The 18,707-nt window shown below is 45.9% G+C and carries 11 protein-coding genes; 2 read left to right on the plus strand and 9 right to left on the minus strand.

Going from position 1 to position 18,707, the window contains the following annotated elements; all coding sequences use genetic code 11:
* Nucleotides 1-1,011: 1,011 nt before the first annotated feature.
* Together smc and CJD36_RS13420 are read left to right on the plus strand one after the other, a co-directional pair.
* A complete protein-coding gene (smc, locus tag CJD36_RS13415) occupies nucleotides 1,012-4,542 on the plus strand; it encodes a chromosome segregation protein SMC (RefSeq protein WP_105039690.1) in 3,531 nt (1,176 codons plus the stop codon).
* A gap of 88 nt (nucleotides 4,543-4,630) precedes the next feature.
* Nucleotides 4,631-5,422, plus strand: coding sequence for a DUF2490 domain-containing protein (locus tag CJD36_RS13420; protein ID WP_161499310.1), 792 nt, complete (start codon nucleotides 4,631-4,633; stop codon nucleotides 5,420-5,422).
* Nucleotides 5,423-5,616: 194 nt separating this feature from the next.
* Here CJD36_RS13420 and recN read toward each other — a convergent pair whose 3' ends face one another.
* The 9 genes from recN to mraY form a co-directional block, all read right to left on the minus strand.
* The gene (gene recN / locus CJD36_RS13425; RefSeq protein ID WP_105039692.1) at nucleotides 5,617-7,275 is read right to left on the minus strand and encodes a DNA repair protein RecN; all 1,659 of its coding nucleotides are present in this window, start codon (nucleotides 7,273-7,275) and stop codon (nucleotides 5,617-5,619) included.
* Between the two features lie 454 nt (nucleotides 7,276-7,729).
* Nucleotides 7,730-9,346 (minus strand): cell division protein FtsZ, encoded by a 1,617-nt coding sequence (ftsZ, locus tag CJD36_RS13430; protein WP_105039693.1) that lies wholly within the window; start codon nucleotides 9,344-9,346, stop codon nucleotides 7,730-7,732.
* 87 nt (nucleotides 9,347-9,433) lie between these two features.
* The gene (ftsA, locus tag CJD36_RS13435; RefSeq protein ID WP_105039694.1) at nucleotides 9,434-10,867 is read right to left on the minus strand and encodes a cell division protein FtsA; all 1,434 of its coding nucleotides are present in this window, start codon (nucleotides 10,865-10,867) and stop codon (nucleotides 9,434-9,436) included.
* 24 nt (nucleotides 10,868-10,891) lie between these two features.
* On the minus strand, nucleotides 10,892-12,265 hold the full coding sequence (locus CJD36_RS22915; protein ID WP_117601799.1) for a cell division protein FtsQ/DivIB: 1,374 nt from the start codon (nucleotides 12,263-12,265) through the stop codon (nucleotides 10,892-10,894).
* Nucleotides 12,266-13,624 carry a UDP-N-acetylmuramate--L-alanine ligase gene (murC, locus tag CJD36_RS13445; protein ID WP_105039695.1) on the minus strand — a complete coding sequence of 453 codons (1,359 nt, stop codon included), beginning with the start codon at nucleotides 13,622-13,624 and terminating at the stop codon, nucleotides 12,266-12,268.
* Between the two features lies 1 nt (nucleotide 13,625).
* A complete protein-coding gene (gene murG / locus CJD36_RS13450) occupies nucleotides 13,626-14,714 on the minus strand; it encodes an undecaprenyldiphospho-muramoylpentapeptide beta-N-acetylglucosaminyltransferase (RefSeq protein ID WP_394337889.1) in 1,089 nt (362 codons plus the stop codon).
* Nucleotides 14,715-14,724: 10 nt separating this feature from the next.
* Complete coding sequence (locus CJD36_RS13455; RefSeq protein ID WP_105039697.1) at nucleotides 14,725-16,053, minus strand: FtsW/RodA/SpoVE family cell cycle protein; 1,329 nt, start codon at nucleotides 16,051-16,053, stop codon at nucleotides 14,725-14,727.
* Between the two features lie 18 nt (nucleotides 16,054-16,071).
* Nucleotides 16,072-17,427, minus strand: coding sequence for a UDP-N-acetylmuramoyl-L-alanine--D-glutamate ligase (gene murD, locus CJD36_RS13460; RefSeq protein ID WP_105039698.1), 1,356 nt, complete (start codon nucleotides 17,425-17,427; stop codon nucleotides 16,072-16,074).
* A 2-nt stretch (nucleotides 17,428-17,429) separates the two neighbouring features.
* On the minus strand, nucleotides 17,430-18,704 hold the full coding sequence (mraY, locus tag CJD36_RS13465; RefSeq protein WP_105039699.1) for a phospho-N-acetylmuramoyl-pentapeptide-transferase: 1,275 nt from the start codon (nucleotides 18,702-18,704) through the stop codon (nucleotides 17,430-17,432).
* Nucleotides 18,705-18,707: the final 3 nt, after the last annotated feature.

An 18,707-nucleotide genomic window follows, 5' to 3' on the forward strand; every position in this document is an offset into this window, starting at 1 on the left:
TTTACATGTTGGTTAGATAATTTCTGTGATTGTTTACGGCTACATTTTCTAGCCCGGTCGCTGTGGAGACGCAATTATGCGTCTCTACGTTCTCGTTCCTAAATGTGGCAATTTTTTCTTGTTTACGGAAGTTTTATTTAGGTGGTTTAGGTTGTATTGTGCTATGGGTAAGGATTGTAGGGTGTTTTAACAAATTTCATAAAACTTCCACTTTCTTCCACTTTTTTCTACATCACTTCTACTTTATTTCCACTGCCTCGTTCCTGCCGCGTCGCTAAATGGGTTTACAATTTGGTCGCTCTGGAGACGCAATTATGCGTCTTTACCACTTAGGCTTCGTCCTTAAATAGGTTTACGTGTTGGTTGTTGCAGGGCTGAAGATGTTCAGCCCCTACATGCGGGATAAATATGTTTTGATAGGGTCCATAATGTCAAAGAGCGGGCATCCTTCACTTCGACAAGCTCAGTGTAAACTTAAAATCAGGATGCCAGATTGTAAAATCGAGTGCAAATTAATGCGGGAAAATGACCTGATAAAATAAAGATATTCACAAAAATGTGGACATCTTCATGTAATGTTTGGGTAATCAATGGGTTGGGAGGGGTTATTTGAAGTTGAAAGATTTTTTGAAAAATTGCTCCAGTTTTTACACAAAAGATATCATATACAAATAGGCGTACGATTGGCTGCGAACCTACGGATCGCAAATGAGAAGAGGATGTATGGTTGCTACAAAGCGGTGACCACCTAACGGGGTCATAACATGTAGCGTATCGTCTTTCTTAATTAATCTGAATTGTAGTTTGTTTAACTTAAGTTATATTTTGATTTATTTCAAATTGACTGTTTGGGACAAAACGATATTGTTCATACAAAATTTGTTGCCTGCACCTCCTTTCACAAAATTTGCTTTACTTTTACCTTGCTCTATATAATGCATGTAAATAAACATTACTTGTTTATGCCTTGCAGCTAGAGGTTTCGTTTGCAATCCCCTAAATTCTTATATTTTGAAGTTAAAGTCGCTGGAAATAAAAGGGTTCAAATCTTTTGCCGATAAGACCCACATCATACTCGACAATCCCATTACCGGTATTGTTGGCCCGAATGGTTGCGGTAAATCGAATATCGTAGATGCCATACGCTGGGTCATTGGTGAGCATAAGATCAAGGCGCTCCGTTCGGATAACCTGGAGGATCTGATCTTCAACGGATCGCGTACGCGTACCGCTTCGGGCATGGCAGAGGTATCGCTCACATTTGAGAATACGCGTAACCTGTTGCCCACGGAGTTTACCACAGTAACCATCACCCGCAAATTTTATAAGAACGGCGAAAGCGAATATCGCCTGAACGATGTATCGTGCCGTTTGAAAGATATCCACAACCTGTTCCTTGATACCGGTGTGAGCAATGACTCATACGCTATCATAGAGTTGGGCATGGTAGATGATATCATCAAGGACAAGGAAGGATCGCGCAGGCGTATGCTGGAGCAGGCCGCGGGTATATCTATATACAAGACCCGTAAGAAGGAAGCCAAGCAAAAGCTGGATGCTACGGAGCAGGATATATCTCGTATTGAAGATCTGCTGTTCGAGATCAGCAATAACCTGCGTACACTGGAAAGCCAGGCAAGAAAGGCCGAACGTTACTTTGCTGTAAAGGGGGAATACAAAGAAGTAAGCGTAGAGCTGGCTAAGGCATCATTAGAACATTTCAACGAACAATATAAAACGCTTAACGAGCAGCACGATGGCGAGACCGATCGTAAGACTCAGCTGGAAGCTATAGTGGCTACAGAAGAGGCTTCGGTAGAGCAGCAGAAGGTAAAGCTAATTGAGAAGGAGCAGGAATTGAATGGCTTACAAAAGCAGTTCAACGAACTGGCTAACCGCATCCGCCAATTGGAAAGTGATAAAAAACTGGCCGCACAGCGCTTTGAGCATTTGAAGGAAAGAGAGAAGAATCTACGTGATTTCTTATCGGGTGCAGGTGGACAATCGCAGAAGCTGGAAGAGTCGATAGAATTCTCGGAAGAACAGATAAAAGAAGAGACGGAGATACTGGAAAAGATGCGCGCAGAGCTGGAAACGCTACGGTTAACTGTAGATGAAAGCCGCAAAACATTTGATGAGAAGAAGAAGATATTGGAGCAGATGCGCAGCGATTTTCAACAACGCCAGCGCAGCCAGTTTGATGCTGAAAAGAAAGTAGCCATTGCAGATACATCTGTGATGAACCTGCAGCGCAGCATACAGCAGGTGCAGGAAGAAAAGACACAGCGCGGCACACAGATAAGTCAGCTGGGTACAGAACAAAAAGATACACAGGAAAAACTGGAAGACAAGCAGGAAGAGCTGCAGGACCTGGTAGATAAACATGAGCAGGTAAAAACCAAGATACTGGAAAGCCAGGCGCAGATGGAAACCTACCGCGCCAAGCTGGTAGACGAGAATCGTAAACTGGATAGCCGCCGCAATGAGCATGACCTCTTGAAGTCGCTTGTAGAAAGCCTTGAGGGGTATCCGGATAGTATCAAATTCTTAAAGAAAAACAAGGAGTGGGATAATACAGCGCCATTGCTGAGTGATGTATTTGTGGTGAAAAACGAATATCGTACCGCACTGGAAAATGTATTGGATAACTACCTTAACTACTACCTGGTAGCCAATACCAATGAAGCGGCTAAGGCATTATCATTATTGGAGACCAATAAGAAGGGTAAGGCCAATTTCTTTATACTCGACCACCTGGGTGCGTATAACGATACCAATAGCCAGGTGCCTGTGAATGCAGTACCTGCACTGAGTGTGGTGACTGTTGATGATCAATATGCTGAACTGGCAAAGAGATTGCTTGGCCATGTATACATAGCCGAGAACGCCGATGAGATACCGGGCGCAGACCTGCAACAGGGTACTGTGCTGGTAGACAAGAGTGGTAAGATGGTGCGGGGTAAGTATACATTGGGCGGCGGATCTGTAGGACTGTTTGAAGGAAATAAAATAGGCCGTGCCAAGAACCTGGAAAGGCTGGCACAGGAGATAGAAGACCTGAAGAACACGACTGCTGAGTTGAAGCAATATATTGCTGATACACAAGCACTCATCACCGGTTTCAATAGCGAACTGAATGATAAGGCGATAGAGCAGGCTAAGCAAGAGATCAACCGACTTCAGAATCACCTGGTGAATCTGAAGAACAGGATAGAGAACTTTGAGCACCTGAACCAGACCGGCGAGAAGCGACTGGAAGACCTGCAGGGCCAACTGGAAGATACACAAGATAGTGTACAGGATACCCGCAACATGCTTGCCGATATCACCGCTGAGCTGCAGGGACTGCAACAGAATATTACAGAAGCTGATGCGGAATTCCGCGCGGTGGAAACTGTATTTAATGAAGCCAGTGCTCAATACAATCAGCATAACATAGCATCTACCCGCCAGCAGAGTAAGCTGGAAGGGCTGAAGCAGGAACTACAGTTCCGCAACAATCAGCTGAGCGACCTGAAGAAGCAGATAAGCAGCAACAGCGAGCAGCTGCAGCAGATCAATACTCAGCTGGAAGAAACAGAGCAAACACTGCATGTAGGCGACAATGAACTGTACGACCTGCTGGTGCGCAAGGAAACAGAAGAGAAAGTACTGAACGAAAAGGACAGGGATTACTATACTATGCGTAATGGCATAAGTGGGCAGGAAAGCCAGCTGAACCAGAAGCGCCGTGAGAAGGAACAGGCAGAACTATTGCTGCAGACCATAAAGGATAAGCTGGCCACCATGAAGCTGCAGGTAGCGGGTATGAGTGAAAGGCTGGCCATAGAATTCAAGGTGAAGCTGGATGATATTCTGAGCGAACCAAGAACAGGACTGCAGACCATAGAAGAGCTGACAGCAGAAACTGAGCGCATGAAAAAGCGCCTGGATAATATGGGTGAAGTAAACCCTACTGCAATAGAAGCTTACACTGAAATGAAGGTGCGCCACGACTTTATAGTGGAGCAGCGCAATGACCTGGTGAATGCCAAGGAGTCGTTACTGTCTACCATTGAAGAAGTGGAGAATACCGCCAATACTAAGTTCCGCGAAACCTTTGACCTGGTGCGTGAGAACTTTGTAACGGTGTTTAAGGCACTCTTCACCCCTGAAGATAGCTGCGATCTTCGCCTTACGGATCCTGACAATGTAGCGGATAGCAACATAGAAATATATGCGCAGCCTAAGGGTAAGAAGCCAAGTACGCTGACTCAGCTTTCGGGCGGAGAAAAGACGTTGACGTCTACAGCCTTCCTGTTTGCCATATACCTCATTAAGCCTGCACCATTCTGCATACTGGATGAAGTTGATGCGCCGCTGGATGATGCCAATGTGGGCAAGTTCACGCAGATGATCCGCAAGTTCTCAGACAACTCGCAGTTCATCATTGTTACGCACAACAAGCAGACCATGGCATCGGTAGATGTGATCTATGGTGTGACCATGCAGGAGCCCGGCGTAAGTAAGCTGGTGCCAGTTGACTTCAGAAGTTTAAACTAATAGATATAGATGCCGGGAGACAGCTTAGGTAAGCATCTTCCGGCATTTTCCTTTTTACCGCATACATTGCCTCATGAAAACAAGAAGAATGAAAAATCTATTTTACACGTTATTTGCTGCTCTTTTATTTACAACATCAAATGCCGGTGCACAGCGTCTGCATGATGATAATACCATAAGCTGGCTGTCGAGTCAGAATACAATATATCTTTCTAAAAAGGTTTCGCTGGCATTAGAATATCAGTGGAGGCGGGAAGGAGTGTTTCAGAGTTGGCAGCAATCGCTGGCCAGGGGCGGTGTTCAGTATCATTTCAAGAACGGAGTGTCGGTGTTAGGTGGTTATGCATATGTGATCACTTATCCTTATGGAGACTATCCTGCAGGGCCATACACTATTCCAGAGCACCGCATATTTGAGCAGTTGGTTTGGAACGACAATAGTCATGGACGATTGATGATCAATCACAGGCTGAGATTAGAGCAACGCCTTGTGGGCAAGGTAAACCAGAAGGCCGCGGCATACGATGTTGATGGATCTAACTACCTGAACCGTGTGCGCTACCAGCTGCGTGTTACCTATCCATTGAACAATAAAAAGCTGGAAGATAAGACATGGTATCTGGCCGCGTTTGATGAGTTGTTTGTAGGCTTCGGTTCTAATGTGAACCAGAACATTTTTGACCAGAACCGTATAGGTATCTTGGCCGGTTACCAGTTCAACAAGAACTTCAGAGTGGACGCAGGCTACCTTAATCAGACTGTACAGCAAGGCGCATTGGTTGGCGGCAAACAGGTTTACCAGTATAACAATGGACTGCTGGTTACGGCATATTATACTAAGCCGGCAAGGGAGAAGAAGGTTGTGGAGGGGAGTAAGTAGTTATGTCGTTGGGTCTCAAAGAGAACCGATCAGATGTTCGGGTCAGAGACCCGTTAAACTATTCGTCACGAGAGCGCTGCGCTAACTCTCGCGACAGGAGAGTGGCCAACTTTCAGGTCTCAAAGAGAACCGGCCGGATGGTTGTCGGTCAGAGACCGACAACAGGCGATGATTTTCCTTACGTAATTGACGGTCTAGGCTTCTACCAACTCCTTTGCATTATTAATGGCTGCTGTACTTGGTTGTTCGCCACCTATCATGCGTGCTATGGCCAATACGCGTTCACTTTGCTCAAGGGTGCGGATGTTGGTTGCGAGACGGCCGGTTTTGTCGGCTTCTTTATAAACATAGAAGTGTCTTGATCCACGGGCTGCTACCTGCGGCTGGTGCGTGATACAGATGACCTGGTGGTATTGAGAGAGGTCGCGTAGTAGCAGGCCTACCTGTCTTGCAGCTTCCCCTGAGATACCGGTGTCTACTTCGTCGAATATAAGCGTAGGCATGTGCAGCGCCTTTGCGGTAAGTGATTTGATGCATAGCATGATGCGGCTCATTTCACCACCCGATGCGGCTTTCTGCAATGTCAGGAATGATCCGCTCTTATTAGCATCGAGCATAAACTGTACACTGTCTGTGCCGTATGGAGTGGGTTGTATGGTCTCTATCTTCACCTCGAAACGGGCATTAGGCATGCCCACCAATGCCAGCAGTTCATTCATCTTCTTCACGAATGCGGGAATGGCTTTCTTGCGTTGATCAGATAGGGTTGTGCCCTTCGTTTGTAGCTCTTTGAATAGTAGTTCTTCTTCGGTTGTAAGTCGGCCTATTGCATTGGAAATGTCGAGTGTTGCTTTCAGTTCTTCTTCGAGGGAGGCTTGCAATGCAAGAAGTTCGGCGGTGGTGTTCACCGCGTGTTTCTTCATCAGCTTATAGCCGACGTCCACTTTTTGCTGCAGTTCATCCATAGCCGCAGGATCTAAAGAGATATGTCCGGCTTCACTCTCCAGTTCGCCTGCAATATCTTTCAGTTCTGCCCATGCCGATGTAATGCGTTCCTGCAAAGGCTTTACAGAAGGCATAATATCGGTGATGCCCAATAGTTGCTGGTTGATGCGCTTCAGTTCATTGAGGAAGGGTTGTTCGCCGTCTTCGAGTAGGGTACGTGCGCCATCGAGTATCTGTATGATGCGCTCTGAGTGACTCATTTGTTTGAGCTGTAGTGAGGCATTCTCTACTTCGTCTGGCTTGAAGGATGCCTGTATGAGTTCATCGAGCAGGTATTGTTTATAGTCTGATTCCTTTTGCCATTGTGCCTGGCGGCCAAGGTTTTCGTTCAGCTCGCGCTTTACTTTCTTGTGTTTGTTGTAGATCTCTCTGTATGCAGTAGCGGTGTTTGTTGTTCCTGCAATAGCATCCAAAGACTCCATCTGGAAATTGCCATCTTCCAATGCCTGGTGATCGAACTGCTGGTGTAGGTCTACCAACAGGGAAGTAAGGTCATTGAGTATAGTTAAGGTTACCGGTGTGTCATTGACAAAGGCCCTTGATTTGCCGCTAACGGCTATTTCGCGGCGAATGATACACTGGTCTTCATAATCAAGATCGGCGGCTGCCAATGCCTTTTTAAAGGGTGCATTGTCACTTACATTGAAATAGCCTTCTATTACCGATTTTTCAGACTTGTTGATGAGCACACTGCTATCGGCACGCTCGCCCAAAATGAGGGATAGAGCGCCTAATATGATACTTTTTCCGGCGCCGGTTTCACCCGTAACCGTATTGAGGTGACCATCGGGTTCTATGGCCAGATGATCTATAATAGCGTAATTGTTAATGACAAGCTTCTGAAGCATAAATAAAGGGGTATGCGGGTGTAAAAATAACGAAGTAAGAGGTAAGTATGGTTAACTGATTATGAAATGGGGATAAAGGGTGGGCTGGTGTGGTTTTGTAGGAGGGACGCTTTGACCGATTGGGCGTTTTAAAGAGAACCGGCCCGATGTTCGGGTCAGAGACCCGTTAAATCATGTCGTCACGAGAGCCCCGAAATAATCGGGGCTAACTCTCGCGACAGGAGGTTTAGGTGGGCTTAGCGCCTCATGTTGAGTGGAGACGCAAAATCTTGCGTCTCTACGTACATGTTGGGGGACGTCCCAAAGTGAGTGGGCCCGATGTGCAGGTCGGGAGACCGGCGACCGCTCGAGCGTAGACAGAGTCTACGCTCAGCACTAAACGTGGTGTGCTTCTAAAAGAAAAGCCTCCGTTAGAGAACGGAGGCTTTCTGAGGGATCTTATTTATTTAGAATATCAATCAGGCTTGTTGCCATCAAGGAATGTGTTGATGGTGTTGATGTTGCCTTTATTGTCGTGGCCTACAGTGTAGCCGCTGTACTGGGTAGATGATGATGAGCTGTTGTCGAGCTGAACATTCTTGCGCATGTAAGCAGGAACGCTTTCTATTTCGTCTGTGCTTTCAGTGCCCTTGATGTTGAAGCTCATGCGGCGCAGGCGCTCTGCACGATCTTCCAATGCTCTCTTCTGCTCTTCGAACCTTCTCTGCTCTTCGATCTCGTCAGCAGTCAGGATACGCTCACCACGCTTGATGATAACATCTTCAACTGGTTCTTCTTTCTTGATCACCAAACGCATTGGTACTTCTTCTTCCTTTCTTTCTTCGTAGAAGAATACAGGAGTTGGTTCAGGAATTGGTTCAGGAGCAATGGTCATTTCAACAACCGGAGCTACTTCTTCAACAACCACTTCTTCCTTGATGAAGAACTGCATAGCGGGCTCTTCGCTAACCTCAACCAATGTAGGGGTCATGTCGATAGGCTGCCTTTCTTCAACGCGAGTTTCGAAGTTGATAGGTGCGTTGTTAGTTATAGTGTTGATGTCTTCAAGTTTGAAGCTGATCTTTTCAGGTTCACGGTTTCTTGAAGGCATATCAATGTTGATCTCCTTGTAATTGAAACCTGTAGCGATAACTGTAACAGCGATCTTGTCATGCAGGTTAGGGTCGTGACCCATACCCAGGATAACATCGCAATTGTCGCCCGCCTGCTGCTGTACATAAGCCTGTATAGCTTCAGCTTCATCCATTGTGTGCTCAAATTCGCCTGAAGCTGAAGTGATGTTCAACAGCAACCACTTAGCGCCGCTGATATCGCTATCATTCAGCAATGGAGAGTTCAATGCCTGCTCAACCGCGTGTAATGCGCGGTTTTCGCCAGATACTGATGCGCTACCCAGGATAGCTACACCGCCATTCTTCATAACTGTGCAAACGTCTGCAAAGTCAACGTTCATAGAACCAGTTGTAGTGATCACATCAGTGATACACTTAGCAGCAGTAGCCAGGATATCATCGGCCTTAGCGAACGCCTGTGTGAACGGCAGGTTGCCGAACTGCTGGCGCAGCTTATCGTTAGAGATGATCAGTACTGTATCAACATGCTCGCGCATGCGCTCAATACCTTCCTGAGCCTGCTTCATACGCTTACGACCTTCGTAAGTGAATGGAGTGGTAACGATACCTACAGTAAGGATGTCGAGGTCTTTACAGATCTTGGCAACAACGGGTGCGCCACCTGTACCTGTACCACCACCCATGCCGGCTGTAATGAATGCCATGCGGGTATTTACCTTCAGTATCTTAGTTATATCTTCCAAACTTTCTTCGCAAGATTGTTTGCCAATTTCAGGGTTGGCACCTGCACCAAGACCTGCTGTAAGATGCGGCCCAAGCTGCACCTTATTTACTACAGGGCTCAAGGTAAGTGCCTGTGAGTCTGTGTTGCACACAACAAAGTCAACGCCTTCTATACCGAGGCTATACATGTAATTGACAGCATTGCTTCCGCCGCCGCCAACACCGATCACTTTAATAATAGACGATTGATTTTTTGGAATTTCGAAGTGTATCATACTGGTTTTAAATTTGCAGGTTAATAAATAATGGTTAGTTGTGAGTTGTTACGATTATTGTGAGTTGTTGTTTGTTACTAAGTTATGTTAGTCAATTGGTTGGTCATCGACATCTTCAAACATGCTGATAAACTTTCCTTTTAGCATGTCGAACATTCCTTTGACCTTTTCATTGCGTTTGCGGTTCTTTTCTTTTACATCTTCCTGTTGTAAAGCCTCCTGATGTTCGTCGGTAATGTCGTCCATTGTTTCGATCTGTCCTTCGGCTACAATTGGCGCCAGGTCGATCTTTTCAACGTCGGCACCAGGAACATGCATGTAATTGCCGCCCTGACCTGTGAAGCGCATACGGCCATTTTCGAAGTCGTGATAACCACGAAGAATAAGACCGATACATGTTGAATACATTGGGTTCATTAATGTATCTGCATGGCCGCCTGCAAGATGTTCATTAGGCAAGCCTACACGGGCGCTGAGGCCGGTAACGAACTCAGTCATTTGTGTAAGGTGCTTCAGGCGCGCGCCACCACCCGTAAGGATGATACCGCCCAACAATCTCTTATCAAGATCTATCTGCTTGAGGTGATACAAAACGTAATCGAGGATCTCCTGCATACGAGCCTGTATGATATGAGCCAGGTTCTTAACAGAGATCTCCTTTGGCGGCAAACCACGCAAGCCAGGTATAGTGATGTATGCACTTGCATTGGCTTCCTGTGCCAACGCCATACCAAACTGTACCTTCATTTGCTCAGCCTGTGCCTTCAATACGCCAAGACCATTGCGGATATCATTAGTGATATTCACGCCGGCATAAGGTATTACCGCTGTGTGCTTAAGTATACCATCGTAGAATACGGCCATGTCGGTAGTGCCACCGCCTATATCTACGATAGCTACACCAGCTTCCAGGTCTTCGTCGTTCATTACTGAAGCGGCAGAAGCCAATGGCTGAAGCACCAGGTCTACTGTTTTAAGGTTAGACTTTTCTACGCAGCGATTGATGTTTCGGATAGCGTTCCTGTCACCTGTTATGAGGTGGAAGTTAGCGCCGATCTTTACACCGCTCATACCGATAGGGTCTGTTACAAACGACGTGCTGTCGACTGTAAAGTCCTGCGGGATAATGTCGATGATCTGATCACCTGCGGGGATGTACGTCTTATACTGATCCTTGATCAACAGGTCGATATCTTCCTTGCTGATCTCGTTATCGGCATTCATACGTACTCTGTCTCCGCGGGTCTGCAGGCTCTTGATGTGCTGGCCGGCTATGCCCACGTATACATCCTTTATCTCCAACTGGGGATTAGAAAGGAGGCATCTTTCAATGGCTTGTTCTATAGAGCGGATACACTGCTCTATATTCATTACAACACCATGACTAACGCCGGCAGATTCCGCTCGACCAAAACCGAGGATCTCGATCTTCCCGAACTCATTTTTTCTACCTGCGATGGCCACTACCTTAGTGGTCCCGATATCCAGGCCAACGATGATAGGTTGTTGTTTGTTGCTCATATCACATTATGTTTAAAAACTACTTTAATTATTATTGTCGTCAACAGGAAGCGTGTACTTGGCTTTCTTCGGTTCCTTATCTTTTTTCTTGTCTTTACTTACGTCTTCTTTTTTCTTTGCGTCTTTCACCGGAGGTGTGATCTTTTTATCAGCGATCTTTGCACCTACCTTCTGTATATCTTTTACCTCTTCCGGAGGACCGATCTTCACTACTTTCTTTACTTCTTTTTTGATGTCTTTCTTTACTTCTTTTTTAATGTTTTTAACCGGTGCTTTCTTTTCTTCTTTCTTCGGGTCTTTTTTTACTTCTTTTTTCGCTTCCGGTTTTATATCTTTCTTTGGTGTAGCCTTTACGTCTTTCTTTACATCTGCCTTCACATCTTTCTTAGGCTCTTTTTTGTCTTCTTTTTTTATATCCTTTTTAGGGTCTTTCTTTTCTTCTTTTTTAATGATTACCGTCTTGGCACCTGCCTCAGGTTTGTTAGCTTCTTTGGCGGCTACATCTTTCGCTTTTGCTTCCACTGCTATGGCGTGTGTAGAATCCATTTTAGCTTCTGTCTGAACTATACTGTTGATCCAGTTCATACTGACAGCACCCTTGTCAACCGGGCCCTTATAAGGTAATGACGGAGACGCTACTACCTGACCTTTAAAGCGAACATCGAGGGTCTGGTATTTATCCCAGCCAATGCGGTTGAGGACATTGGTATAGAAAGCATATAGGTTGCTGAACTTCTCCTTCATTCTCGATGTATCACCGAATATGATGCGCTGATCGCCCAGCACCGGTACAAGCTCGAATGTATAGTCAGAGTCGACGATGATCTGCGATACCTGAGCATTCCAGAAGGTGTCGGCTTGTATGTTGTGTACCAGCATCAGCACGTTTTTCTTCAACATAGCACCTACACTGTCGTTGTTCAATGTGGGCATATTGGTTACAACTGAAGTATAGAAATTGAAGTTAGGCGACAGTGGCATAATGCTCAATGTGTTATCCATATAGTAGCTTTCGCTGGCCTGGCCGAAGATGCGTACTACAGGTATGCGCTGTGTAACAGACATATGCAATACCCTGCGGGCGTCGATATACAGGGATGCGTCGGCCACCCAAGGGTCTGCCTTGAGTACGCGCTCCATGCTCTGGACGTCCAGCTTATTAATAGGGGTGTGCATTATATCTATATTCCTGTTGTTGATCGTTTCGTCTAATATTTGCTTCTCCTCAATAAAATGGTACTTCTTGCCGCTGTTGATGTGTACTTCCACACGTTCCAGCTTTTTATCCCCTTCGATCTTAGATGCGCTGATGATGGCTGTGATACAAGCAGAGGCCGCTACAAGTGTGGTGAACACCTGCAGGATCTTCCTGATCGATATCTTCTTTTTTACAGCCATTTACTTTGCTTCCAGTATCGCTTTAATCGGTTCAACTAATTTGTCAATATCGCCGGCGCCTGATGTGATGAACATATCGAGCGGGTTGTTCTTTACATATTCCAGCAAACCCTCTTTAGATACTATTGAGTGCGCTGCGTTCTTCATTCTGTCTGTTATCATCTTTGCGGTCACACCTTCCATTGGCAATTCACGCGCAGGGTAGATGTCTAACAACAACACTTCGTCAGCCATATCCAGGCTTTCTGCAAACCCATCAGCGAAATCGCGGGTGCGGGAGAACAAGTGCGGCTGGAATGCAACAACACACTTACGGTCGGGGAACAGGTGCTTGGCGCTGCGAATGAGTGCAGACAATTCCTCAGGGTGGTGTGCATAGTCATCAATAAATACCATTCTGTCGGACTTGATGATGTATTCAAACCTGCGCTTAATGCCCCTGAAGTTTTCCAGTGCTTCCCTTACCTTCTCACCATCTATACCCAACAACTGAGTAACGGCAACAGCTGCTACTGCATTCTCTACATTATGCAATCCGCCAATGTTGATGTGCAGGTGACGAACGGTCCAGCCCTTGCCTACTACATCGAATGTATAGCCACCATGACGTTGCATCATGTGTTCGCTATAGATATCTGCTGCGGTATTGGTAAGACTGTAAGTAAGTTTGTTGGTAGCTGTCAATTCTGAAGACCTGTGTAAGCCATGTTTTACCAATAGCGTGCCACCGGGCTTAATATTTTTAGTATACTGAATAAACGCTTTTTCTATTTCCTCAACCGTGCCATAGATATCCAGGTGATCCGCGTCAATAGCGGTTAATACAGCTACGTCTGGGAATAACTTCAGGAAGCTACGATCGTACTCATCGGCCTCAATAACTGCTGTGTCGTTAGTGCTGCTCCAGTAGTTACTCTGGTAATTTACAGAGATACCACCGAGGAAGGCATGGCAGCCATAGCCTGTTTCGCGCAGCAAATAAGCGATCATAGTAGATACTGTAGTCTTGCCATGAGTGCCTGCAACTGTGATGGCGTGCAAAGTTTCAGTGATCCACTGTAATACGTCACTACGCTTGTATACCGGGAAGTTATTATCCCTGTACCAGTTAAGCTCAGTATGGTCTTTTGGAATAGCAGGAGTATAAACTACGAGCGTAGTTTCTTTATCCAGCAGGTTAACATCATCGGTATAATGAACGGACATGCCTTCTTCAACCAGCTTTTTTGTAAGCACGGTCTCGGTGCGGTCATAGCCGCTTACCACAGCGCCCTGGGCCAGGAAGAACCTTGCCACAGCGCTCATGCCTATGCCGCCTATGCCTACGAAGTACACTCTTTTTATTTCTTTTACGTTCATCTTACTTTGCTATTGCTATTATTTTATGTGCTATCCTCTCATCCGCATTCGTTATTGCCATTGCCCGCAGGTTTTCAGACATGCGGGTCTGTTTTTGTTCGTCTTGCAGCAGTGCCTTTATTTCAGGTAAAAGCTGTGTCATAGCATTTTCGTTCTTTACCAGAATAGCCGCATCCATGTTCACCAAAGATTTGGCGTTGCTGGTCTGGTGATCTTCGGCTGCTGTTGGTAGTGGCACTAATATGGCTGGTTTTCCGGCAATACACAATTCAGCTATTGCTAATGCGCCGGCCCTTGATACTACTATGTCGGCGACCGTATAAGCATATGCCATTTCCCTGATAAATGCTACCGTGATGACCCTGCCCGGATATGCTGCCGCACGCTTCACTGCCTGCTCGTGGTAGTGGTTACCCGTTTGCCAAACCAACTGCACATTTTCCTTCATCAGTTCATCAAGATTGGCATCAATGCTCTCGTTTATAGCACGTGCACCCAGGCTACCACCAACCGCCAATATTGTTTTTACGTTTTCCTGTAGTTGAAACATTGCCCTAGCAGTTGCTGCATCTACATTCATTTCGGTTATTTCCCTTCTTACAGGGTTACCGGTCATTATCAATTTTTCTTTCGGAAAGAAGTTTTGCATATTGTCGTAGCCAACGCATATTGCTTTTGCTTTCCTTCCCAATATTTTGTTTGTCTTTCCTGCAAACGAGTTCTGTTCCTGTATCAATGTAGGTATCTGCAAGGCTTGTGCGGCGCTGAGCATAGGGAAACTTGCATAACCACCCACACCTACAACGGCAGCGGGGTTGAAGCTCTTTAATATGCGGCGAGCCATTATACGGCTCTTGATGATCTTGTAAGGAAGCAGGAAATTTTTCCACAAATTGCCGCGGTCGAAGCCTGTAATGTCCAGCCCTACTATTTCAAAACCTTCCTGTGGTACCTTTTCCATTTCCATCTTACCCAATGCGCCTACGAATAATAGCTGCGTGCCCGGCAGCAAACGCTGCAGTGCACGGCCAATAGCTACCGCAGGGAAGATATGCCCCCCGGTTCCGCCGCCCGCTATTATGATACGCAAGTTGTCCATGTTATGCTCCTGCCGGTATTACACCGCCGGCTGTTCCTCTTTTACCTGTTTGTACAAATATCTTTGATGCTATTTCTGCATTTTCTTCTTCTTCTTCTTCGTCAATGGCGTCATCTACTGCGCTGTCGGTTGTTACTACACCTTTCTCTTGCTTCTCTATTTTCCTTTTGCCTGCTTTCTTCTTGCCACCTTCCATCTCATCTACATACTTGCTTACGCTGAGTATGATGCCGATAGCCACACTGGTAAACCAGATAGATGAACCACCCATACTTACCATTGGTAATGTAAGACCGGTTACAGGTACCAGGTGAACATTTACCGCCATATTGAGCATAGCCTGGAATACCAGTGTAATACTTAACCCCACCGCGAGGAAGGCGCCAAATGCAAACGGGCACCGCTTGAATATGAGGATGCTTCGCCACAAGAACAATAAGTAAAAGAACACCAGCGCCGCACCACCTAGCAGACCATACTCCTCTATGATGATAGAGTAGATGAAGTCTGAATAAGGGTGAGGCAGGAAGTTACGCTGCAGGCTGTTGCCCGGGCCGCGACCTGTAACACCACCATTTGCGATGGCTATTTTCGCCTGCTGTACCTGGTATACGTCCTCCTGCTTAGGATCTTTCTTAGATCTGTCGGTGAAGTCCATGATACGCTTTTCCCATGTTTTAGCACGACCTATTCCTGTTACTTTAGAGCCAACGAACAAGAGCGTGACGCCCATGATACCTACGGCACCCAGCAGTAACAGGTGCTTTACCTGTACACGGCCAATGTAGAATACTATGCTGCATGTAGCACCCAACATCAACGCTGTAGACAGGTTGGCCGGGGCAATGAATGCGCAAGTCAATAACATGGGCAACAAAACCGGTAAAAAACCCTTCTTAAAATCTTTGATCACGGCCTGCTTCATACTCAACACCCGCGCCAGGAACATGAACAATGCCAGCTTGGCAAGGTCAGAAGTCTGGAAAGTGAGGTTGACCACCGGTAGTTTTATCCAACGAGAGCCTTCATTGAGGCTTGTGCCAAAGAGCAAAGTATATAATAACAATGGTATGCTAATGAAGTAGAGTAGTACTGCCACTTTAGCAAACTTTGTGTAGTTAATGTTATGCACCCAATAAATGATGAGCAACCCAAGACCCAATACCATTACCTGCTTTAGCAGGAAGAAACTGGATGCTTTTTCGCTACGGTATGCCAATGAACCGGTACTGCTATACACGGCGAGGAGGCTGATGAGCGACAGCACCATCACCACGGCCCAAATGACCTGGTCTCCTTTCGTCTTGTTAAGCAATTTTTTTACGCTCATTGTTATTTTTATTGTCTATTAAAGGCTGCGAACCGCTTCCTTAAATTGTTGTCCTCTGTCTTCATAATTTTTGAAAAGGTCGAAGCTGGCACATGCCGGTGAAAGCAATACCACATCACCTTTGTCTGCCAGTGCATAAGCCGCATGGACGGCGTCTTTTGCGCTGGTGGTGTCTACGATGGTGTGCACAAAGCTGTAGAAGAAATCGTGAATAGGCTCGTTATGCACGCCAAGGCAAACGATAGCTTTTACTTTTTCTTTTACTAACCCTTCGATCTCGTGGTAGTTATTGCCCTTGTCCTGTCCGCCAAGAAGCAGGATCACAGGTTTTGTCATACTCTCCAATGCAAACCATACAGAGTTTACGTTGGTGCCTTTACTATCATTGATGAACTCTACGCCGCGGACGGTAGCGACATATTCCAACCTGTGCTCCAATCCTTCAAAAGACTCAAAGCTTTCGCGGATCTTCTCCTTTCTGATGTGTGCCGCTCTGCCCGAAATGCCCGCTGCCATAGAATTAAATTGATTGTGCTTGCCTTTTATAGTGAGGTCGTGAACCGAAGCCTGCATGTCATCTCCGTCATACCTGATGTGTAAATTGTCTTTGTTCACAAATGCTCCTTCGTCGTGAATCTTATTTTCGTCCATTGTAATGTGTACTGTTTTGGCGTGAATCGAATGGGTGGTTAAGTAGTTGTTGATAGCAGGATCGTCAATGTTTAAAACAAGAAGATCTGATGGTAATTGGTTTTGTGTGATCTTAAATTTAGACGCAACATAATTTTCAAAAACGTAATTGTATCGGTCCAGGTGATCGGGTGTAATGTTGAGCAGTACAGCTATATCGGGCCTGAACTGATGGATATCATCGAGCTGAAAGCTGCTGACCTCTATTACATACCATTCACATGGTTTTTCAAATATCTGCAAAGCAAAGCTCCGGCCTATATTCCCCACCATGGCCACATCGTAGCCGGCGGTCTTAAGTATGTGCCAGGTAAGTTTTGTTGTTGTACTCTTTCCGTTACTGCCTGTTATAGCTATGATCTTGCTGTCACCTTTGTAGCGGTAGCCAAACTCGATCTCACTGCACACTTCAATACCGGCATTCCTTATCTTCTTTACTATTTCTGCTTTGTCGGGTATTCCCGGGCTTTTTACTACACAATCGGCTGTGAGTATCTTCCCTTCGGTGTGGCCGCCTTCTTCAAAAGCGATACCATTATCCTGCAGCATAGCCCTGAATGATGGCTTGATAGTGCCGCCATCGCTTACAAACACATCCCAGCCCTGCTGGTTGCCCAGCAATGCGGCACCTACACCGCTTTCAGCGGCGCCCAGTATCACGAGCTTTTTGTTGTTTGCACTCATTGTTATTGCAGTTTTAATGTTACTATACTCATTATGGCCAGTATGATACCAATGATCCAGAAGCGGGTTACGATCTTAGACTCATGATAGCCCAGTTTCTGGTAGTGGTGGTGAAGTGGTGCCATCAGGAATATCCTGACTCCTTCGCCTGTTTTCTTTTTTGTACGCTTGAAGTACCATACCTGCAGCATCACTGAAACATTCTCAACCAGGAATATGCCGCAGATAATAGGTATCAATAACTCTTTGCGCACTATGATAGCCAGCGATGCGATGATACCACCAAGTGCCAGGCTGCCGGTATCGCCCATAAATACCTGCGCGGGATAGGCATTGTACCATAGGAAACCGACACATGCGCCTACGAATGCGCCAATGAAAATGGATAGCTCACCAAGGTTAGGGATATCCATAATATTGAGGTAGCCGGCAAATATGTAGTTACCCGATACATAGGCGAATACACCCAGGCAGACACCAATGATCGCCGATACCCCTGTTGCCAGTCCGTCTATACCATCGGTAATGTTCGCGCCGTTGGAGACAGCTACAATGATGAAGATGACGAACAGTACGTAGATGATTGGAGTAGTATAGGCTATATACTTTTCACCAAAAAGCTCGGCAATTTTCTCATACCTGAATTCATGCGTCTTGATGAATGGCAGGGTAGTAGTTGCTGTTCTTACGTTTACGTAGTTATGTTCTCCGCCCTTATCATCTTTACGGGTGAAACGGCCTCTTTCCAGCTTTTCTTCACTGTTGTAAACACCGGTGCCATTCTTTACTTCTCGGCTGATGATCACATTGTCGTTATAGTACATGGTAACACCGATGATGATACCGAGCCCTATCTGGCCTATAACTTTAAACCGACCTGCCAGGCCTTCTTTGTTTTTCTTAAACACCTTAATGTAATCGTCGATGAAGCCGATAACACCCAGCCATATCGTAGAGACGATCATTAAGACTATATATACATTCATTACCCGTGCAAACAGTAATGTAGGTATGAGTATTGCTGCTATGATGATCAGTCCACCCATAGTAGGCGTTCCTTTCTTTGCTTTCTCGCCATCAAGGCCCAGGTCACGTACAGTTTCGCCTATTTGTTTATTCCGCAGGAAGTTGATCAGCCTTTTGCCGAACAGCATGGATATTACCAACGAAAGGATAATAGCCATAGCCACCCTGAAGGTGATATAGTTGAACACGCCCAACCCAATAAGGCGTAGCTGGAGTGTGTCGTGCAGATATTTATATAAATAGTACAGCATTTA

It is taken from the genome of Flavipsychrobacter stenotrophus, assembly GCF_002954265.1.
In the GTDB taxonomy this organism is placed as follows: Bacteria; Bacteroidota; Bacteroidia; order Chitinophagales; family Chitinophagaceae; genus Flavipsychrobacter; species Flavipsychrobacter stenotrophus.